We start from the raw sequence: 5,960 nt of genomic DNA on the forward strand, positions 1-5,960 counted from the left end.
GCTCATGGTAATTAAATTAAGTATCTAATAATAATTGCCAGCGCATCAAGGCCACCTCCCGCTACGCGGGTCCCTCCTCGCTACTCTGTCAATTCTGTTGGTGCTTCATCAAAAACGCCTATCTTTGGTGAGTCACAAGTTAAAAAGTCATGATATTTTTTATAACTTATTTCTATAACGCAACTGGAGCGAACAACAACGGCATAGCCAGCAAGTATCAAATCACGTAACGACAAGTCAAAAATATGCTGACCATTTTGGCTAGCGCTTAGGTAGTAATTTTTGGTTATTCTCCCTAGTTCGGTATACTCACCCCAACCTACAATATGAAGACCGACCTTATAAAATGGATGTTTTTTTTCCTCTGCTTCTTTTGCTTTTTTCTGCTCCTCAATAATTTTTTCAGCTTCTTTTTGCTTGGCTAAAAACTCTGGGGGTAAGACAGTATTTTGCCCTGGGGCAGATGCTAAATTATATCCTGGTCTAGCTCCAGGGATGGATTGAAATTCACCATTAATTACAGGTGGTTGCGTTGATTTTTCTGTTTCAATTTGGTTTTCAGACTGTTTTTTAAATCCCAAATAAAGTAAAAAAATGGCGAATATAAAAAAGACAACAGAGCCTTTAATAAACCAGTTGTCGTACCATTTTTTTATATCACTTGGCGCTGCTTCTTTTATCGATTGGTCACTCTTGGTGTGTGACTGATAGAACTTAAAATACTTCTTTTCATACTCGCGTTCGTGAGTTGCAACAACGGTTGAATTGGTTTTTGAAGAACCATCATGAACTTTTAAAATATACTTATCATCTTGACCCATCATTGACTTTTTAATCGCTCGATAATGGTTGCTTACTAGATTTCTAATGTCCCTATCAACCTTGCTGAACTCTTGAGTGATTAGCATGATGTCAAAACCGTAGTGACGATGTAAATCATAGAACTGTTTTAGCTCTTTATCTGTCTGGCCTGTTGGTAATGCTAAATGACATTCATCAATAAAAAAATAAACACGGTTACCCTGTTCGTTTTTCCAATCTTCGTATTGTAAATAATGCTCCTTTTTAGAGAATGGCCGCTGGCCACCATAATTGTGAAACTCCCCATCTACAACCTCTATTAAGTCACGGCAGTAATCGCCAAATACTGAGCAAAAATGGTCTATGTTCAATGGTAGGTTTGTTACGACTTTACGTTTATGTTCTGTAATAGTAGGTATTATGTGTCGTACAACCGCTTCGTAGCTTTTACCGCCGCCAGTTCTTCCTGATATGCCGTGAATCATTTCTTAGCTCCCTAATCTAACAAATGGTATTAGTTGCAATATCATTCGCACTGTTATGGCGATTATTACCATTCCCATAGCTTGAGATAAGCCTATTGCTGATGCGTAATAACTAACCTCGGGTGGTAAAGAATTGAAGTAACTTGCAACATCAAGGCCTGAGAAAAAACTATCTAGACCACTAATGGCCAGCAAAGAAATGTCCATAAAACTTTCAAAAACCCATATGAACATATCTTTGTAAATTTCCTGAACAGTCAAAACTAGACTATAAAAAAATTGCTTTGCTTCATTCCATGTATTAGCTAACCAGTCCAACATGTTAACCTCCAAAAATTAATGCACGGCACAAGAAAGCCGCAGTGATTAAAATAAAAACCCTGATAATTGCTAGCAACTGGGGACTAGGTGTTGGAAGTTCAGCGCAGCCAAAATCCATTGAGCCACCCAAGTTAAAACACATTTGAGTATCAGGAGCAGAGCCGCCAGCATTAAATTTAAACTGCTCTAAGAATTGAAAGGTTTCAGTTTGTTTAAACGCTGTGCTTTTTTCTTCCCATACACCACTAAACCCATTTTCATAACTTGACTCGTAAAAACTCAGTGATGCATCTGGATTAAATGTATTTCCAACATCGGTTTCAGATAATGTATCGAGAATCCCTTTTGTATTTCCTGAGATTGCATCGGTATTGCCAGCAGTTAGTTTTGTATTTTTTTCGACATCTGTTAATAAACCGTTTGATTTATCTTGTGACTTTTTTAAACCCTGAATACCTGAGTTAATACCATCGAGTGCTTGATTTGTTTTATCGAGTTTTCCGCCAACAAAGCCAAGCTCACCTTTAATGCCATCAAGCTTATTATTTGTTTGAGTCATATCAGGCGCGTCTGGGTTTGGTGTTTCGTTGGGGTCTGGGTTTGGAGTGCAGCGGCCATTTACACAGGTTTCATCTTTATCTGGTACGCCATTTCCGTTTTTATCATCGGCTTTACCATCCCCGTCTAAATCATCATAAGTACAGAAATAAACACCATCCATAGAGCCGCACCCGGGAGGGCATTGGTATTGTGTTTGGCCGTTAATCAGTAATGCGTTGCAGCCTTGGTTCGGGTCAACATCACAAATTAAGACACCACCCAACGACCCATAGTCATAACAGTTATCATCATTACCGTCAGGCGGTGGTTGTGGAGTTGGCTTATCACCATAGTCGTTTTCATCACCATCACAGTCTTTACCAGTCGCAGTAAAGTTATCGTGACCTTGTGAATATTGACAACTTTTGCCAGTTGTTGGATTTGTATAACATGCAGTTTGACCAGGAGTACCAACACCATCTTTAGGGGGGAGCATTGAATTATTGCCGAACTCATCGCACTTAGCATCTGGGTCAGGTTGAGGCGGTGGAACAAACTCTTTAGCACACATAAGTGAAGATCCTTCACCTACAGATATTATATAATTCGGATGTGAATCTGGAGGGCATGTTGGGGTTGATGAATTGACGCGGAAAATACCAACCCTAAAAGTTGTTTCATATGATGTTTTACCTGTAAACATTACAGCTTCACCATCAAGCCATACGTTATCAATCCTCTTATAAGATGAATCAGACTCGATAAGACCTCTGATATATTGAACGCATGAGTCACCGTCAGAATCATTGATAATAGAATTAATATCAGTAACTAAACCACAAGTGCCAGTTGAAACTTGCTTAGGTGATACTAAATCACTCATGTCAGGTTCAGCAGAAACAAAAAAAGCGCTAATAAGCGCCAGTGTAAAAATTAGATATTTCATTGGCTGTTATCCCCAACCGAAGTTCTTGCAAACTATGTAACCAGCTATTGCCCCTATCAATGCACATATTGTGTAGATAAGGGCGACAATTAGGCCGCCCATATTCAGTTCCTTATGCTTTAGCAACTGCGCGCTTAGCAAGAGTAATACCCTTATAAGCCAACGCAACGCCAACGATTAAAACACCAGTTGCGCCAACGAAAGTTGCAACACCAGCCATGTCTACAGCAGCAAAAATATCAGTCATTTTTATATTCCTTAAAGTTTATTTATAACCATTCGAGAAGCCTTCACTTTGAAGGATAAAAACCCGAGGGTAATGATTAGGGCAAAAGCCCAAGTAAAAGCGCTCCCTACTTCGAGAGCTGTTATCTGAATGCTTTCAACATAAGCAGCCGCATCGTGTGAAGGAACAAGAACATAACCGGAGCACTGTTCAAGTGTTTCACTCGTTGGGGTTAAAGTGCCGTCAGCATTTAGATAAATACATTGCATTAGCTTGCCTTTTTATCTGCAAAATCTGCATAAGGTGTTAATGCCATTCCAAAACGGTCTAATTCTAATTGGCCGTATTGGTTAACTTTGAACGATGAACCAGCAAGCTCGTACTTGCCAACTGGGTATGCGTTGTTGTGGTCATCGTGTGTGATTTTAAATTCAACAGGGAAAATACCGCCCATGTGTGCATACGCTTTTTGTTCGTATACTGTGCGTGATGGTTTATCGCCCTTAGCTGGGAAAGTTCTTGGTGTTGGAACGTTTGCGCCGTTAGTACCTAGTATTTCAATTATCATAGTCATGGTTCTTAATTCCTCGTTATATAAATCAATTGCGGTTTGTTGTCCGTCAATGAATTGGTTGGTTGTGGTCATGAAACCAGTCTTAAAAGTTCGCGGTTTTCAGGTAGTTCTAATTGGTCAGATAAGCGCTGAGGTTCTACCCAGTTGCTCGGGTGTTGTTGTTCAAAATCGACATTTACAAAACGAATAAGCGGAACGACATTTGATGCAGTTGCTTGTAAATTTTGTAGGTAAGCTTTTGGTACAACTTCGGTAAGCAATTTAATATTGTCGTGAAAAGTTGCTTTAGGCGTTGAGTCTTTAACCTCTTCCCAGCCCTCATGTTTAACCATTCTAAAGAAACGAAATAAGCGGTCGGCTTTTGAAAAACTGAAACCCTTTTTAGTTTCGGTTTTAAAATGCTGTCTCAAATTTTCTTGAATTTCAGTATCTGAATAAGTACGCATGTTTGCACCTTCGAACGTTTTAAATATGTCTTGCCAAGATTGATTCCATAATTGCTGAATTAAACACCCATCAAATGACCCGCTATAAGTTTCAAATGCCCATAAGTTAGTCGGTATACCAAGACGTTTTAACATGCGTGGCATAATGCTAGCTTCTAGGCGTAATGCATTTTTTGCGAATTCTTGTACTTCTGGTGCTGTCATAGCTTCAAGCTGATTTTTAAAAACTTGGCTTTTGGTTTTGTCGTATTTTGCTTGTGCTTTGTTAATTTGGTCTTGCAACTCAAATTGCTTTAAGTAGGCTTTTAGTCGTTTATGACGTGAGCCTTTGCCAAAATATGCAGTTGTGTCGAATGCAGATTTAGCGCCCCTTGTTTGACCGTTTGATATGTTGCGTAATGCATGAATTACGTTTCGACTATCTGACTCGGTTTTTAAGTGAGCGCTAAACGTGCAATCTATTTGTGCAAGTTCGGCATTGTTAAATTCTAATATTTCGGCCATGTCTGGCATTGCGTAACAAAACGCGGTGATTAGTGAATCAATACACAACATCACATCACACGAACCGTAAACGTTGTGACCTTGTAACAGCTTTGCCGGGCTAGCTTTTAATTCGATGAACGGGTAATAATTTTCACCCCCTGCCCTGACTTTAAATGCCAACGTTCCCCAAGAGCTAGGTAATGATTCGAATGGGTGACGAAGTGCGGAAACCTCAGCAACACAAATATTTTCAGCGTCTAGGCGATAGTCATTAGTAGTGAAAGTGACGTCCCCTGCTTCCATCCTGCAACCTCTTTTTTGACACTCACGCAAATCGATTAGGCCATTAGTCCCGTCTGGAGACATAGCAACAATCGATTCAACGAAAGGTATCTTTATAGTTAAGAGGTCAATCATTTAGCTTTCTTAGAAACTTAGAAATTATATTTAGCCGAAATAATAGTTTCTAAGAAATCAGATTGCAAGAAACTTTGAATATAAGTTTATAATTAAATGAATTCTTAGAATCGAAGAGACATGTAATGCCCAGTAAACACATAGATGACGTAACATGGAGAAAAGTAGAAAAGGAACACGTAAGAGCGGTAGTGGCCACACAAGCATCATTAAAGGATACGGAAATACTTAAAATTCTTATTTCAAAAGGATTAGAGCTTGTTACCGATGAAGATTACGAAAAATTTGTTAAAAAGAAAAAAGAGAGATCTAAAGCTTAAAAGTCCGAAATCCGGACTAGAGTCCACTATTAAAGTATGTGGACTCTAAACACCTGTGCCTATTTCGGTACATCGGTTTTATTTCAAATATGGGTTTGGTTTATCAGAGGGGCGAATTTAATTTCGTGATATTGATTTAGTCAGTGCAGCCAGAACATTTTTAATATGATTAAGTTGGTTTGGTTTCCGCTCCGCTATCGGCTGTCGCCATGTGAAAATTATAATCGGGTATAAAATACAACCCATAAATCTACATTATGTTACGGGCTAGCTTGCAAAGGGCTTTGCGCTAGTTGGTGTGATGCTGCGCTATATATCACACCAAAAACCACAAACGCCCCGCCATTTGGATATTTTGGCGGGGCGTTTTCTCAACATAACGTTGGTCAACTTATGGG

General features: G+C 39.2%; 8 protein-coding genes. 1 reads left to right on the top strand and 7 read right to left on the bottom strand.

Annotated features, from left to right (window positions below; genetic code table 11):
* Positions 1-80 precede the first annotated feature (80 nt).
* From P20439_RS17945 to P20439_RS17950, 7 genes are all read right to left on the bottom strand, one after another.
* Complete coding sequence (locus P20439_RS17945; RefSeq protein WP_008467237.1) at positions 81-1,286, bottom strand: zonular occludens toxin domain-containing protein; 1,206 nt, start codon at positions 1,284-1,286, stop codon at positions 81-83.
* A gap of 3 nt (positions 1,287-1,289) precedes the next feature.
* Complete coding sequence (locus P20439_RS12175; RefSeq protein WP_036933901.1) at positions 1,290-1,607, bottom strand: DUF2523 family protein; 318 nt, start codon at positions 1,605-1,607, stop codon at positions 1,290-1,292.
* Position 1,608: 1 nt separating this feature from the next.
* On the bottom strand, positions 1,609-3,093 hold the full coding sequence (locus P20439_RS12180) for a hypothetical protein (RefSeq protein ID WP_008467239.1): 1,485 nt from the start codon (positions 3,091-3,093) through the stop codon (positions 1,609-1,611).
* A 112-nt stretch (positions 3,094-3,205) separates the two neighbouring features.
* Positions 3,206-3,340: a membrane protein gene (locus P20439_RS19100; RefSeq protein ID WP_008467240.1), complete on the bottom strand. Its 135-nt coding sequence runs from the start codon at positions 3,338-3,340 to the stop codon at positions 3,206-3,208.
* Positions 3,341-3,351: 11 nt separating this feature from the next.
* The gene (locus P20439_RS12190; protein WP_008467242.1) at positions 3,352-3,588 is read right to left on the bottom strand and encodes a hypothetical protein; all 237 of its coding nucleotides are present in this window, start codon (positions 3,586-3,588) and stop codon (positions 3,352-3,354) included.
* Positions 3,588-3,965, bottom strand: a complete 378-nt coding sequence (locus P20439_RS12195; RefSeq protein WP_202798755.1) for a single-stranded DNA-binding protein — start codon at positions 3,963-3,965, stop codon at positions 3,588-3,590. The genes P20439_RS12190 and P20439_RS12195 overlap by 1 nt, the downstream gene beginning before the upstream one ends.
* Positions 3,962-5,242: a phage/plasmid replication protein, II/X family gene (locus P20439_RS17950; protein WP_083834487.1), complete on the bottom strand. Its 1,281-nt coding sequence runs from the start codon at positions 5,240-5,242 to the stop codon at positions 3,962-3,964. The genes P20439_RS12195 and P20439_RS17950 overlap by 4 nt, the downstream gene beginning before the upstream one ends.
* 125 nt (positions 5,243-5,367) lie before the next feature.
* Between P20439_RS17950 and P20439_RS12205 the strand changes: the two genes are divergently transcribed.
* On the top strand, positions 5,368-5,562 hold the full coding sequence (locus P20439_RS12205) for a hypothetical protein (RefSeq protein WP_008467249.1): 195 nt from the start codon (positions 5,368-5,370) through the stop codon (positions 5,560-5,562).
* Positions 5,563-5,960: the final 398 nt, after the last annotated feature.

Origin of the sequence: Pseudoalteromonas sp. BSi20439 (genome assembly GCF_000241165.1) — a bacterium.
Lineage (GTDB): Bacteria > Pseudomonadota > Gammaproteobacteria > Enterobacterales > Alteromonadaceae > Pseudoalteromonas.

What these genes read in the sequence shown, in the direction of transcription:
- P20439_RS12175 (WP_036933901.1), bottom strand. Translation starts at nt 1,607, where the DNA reads ATGTTGGACTGGTTAGCTAATACATGGAATGAAGCAAAGCAATTTTTT.
- P20439_RS12195 (WP_202798755.1), bottom strand. Translation starts at nt 3,965, where the DNA reads ATGACCACAACCAACCAATTCATTGACGGACAACAAACCGCAATTGAT.
- P20439_RS12190 (WP_008467242.1), bottom strand. Translation starts at nt 3,588, where the DNA reads ATGCAATGTATTTATCTAAATGCTGACGGCACTTTAACCCCAACGAGT.
- P20439_RS17945 (WP_008467237.1), bottom strand. Translation starts at nt 1,286, where the DNA reads ATGATTCACGGCATATCAGGAAGAACTGGCGGCGGTAAAAGCTACGAA.
- P20439_RS19100 (WP_008467240.1), bottom strand. Translation starts at nt 3,340, where the DNA reads ATGACTGATATTTTTGCTGCTGTAGACATGGCTGGTGTTGCAACTTTC.
- P20439_RS12205 (WP_008467249.1), top strand. Translation starts at nt 5,368, where the DNA reads ATGCCCAGTAAACACATAGATGACGTAACATGGAGAAAAGTAGAAAAG.
- P20439_RS12180 (WP_008467239.1), bottom strand. Translation starts at nt 3,093, where the DNA reads ATGAAATATCTAATTTTTACACTGGCGCTTATTAGCGCTTTTTTTGTT.
- P20439_RS17950 (WP_083834487.1), bottom strand. Translation starts at nt 5,242, where the DNA reads ATGATTGACCTCTTAACTATAAAGATACCTTTCGTTGAATCGATTGTT.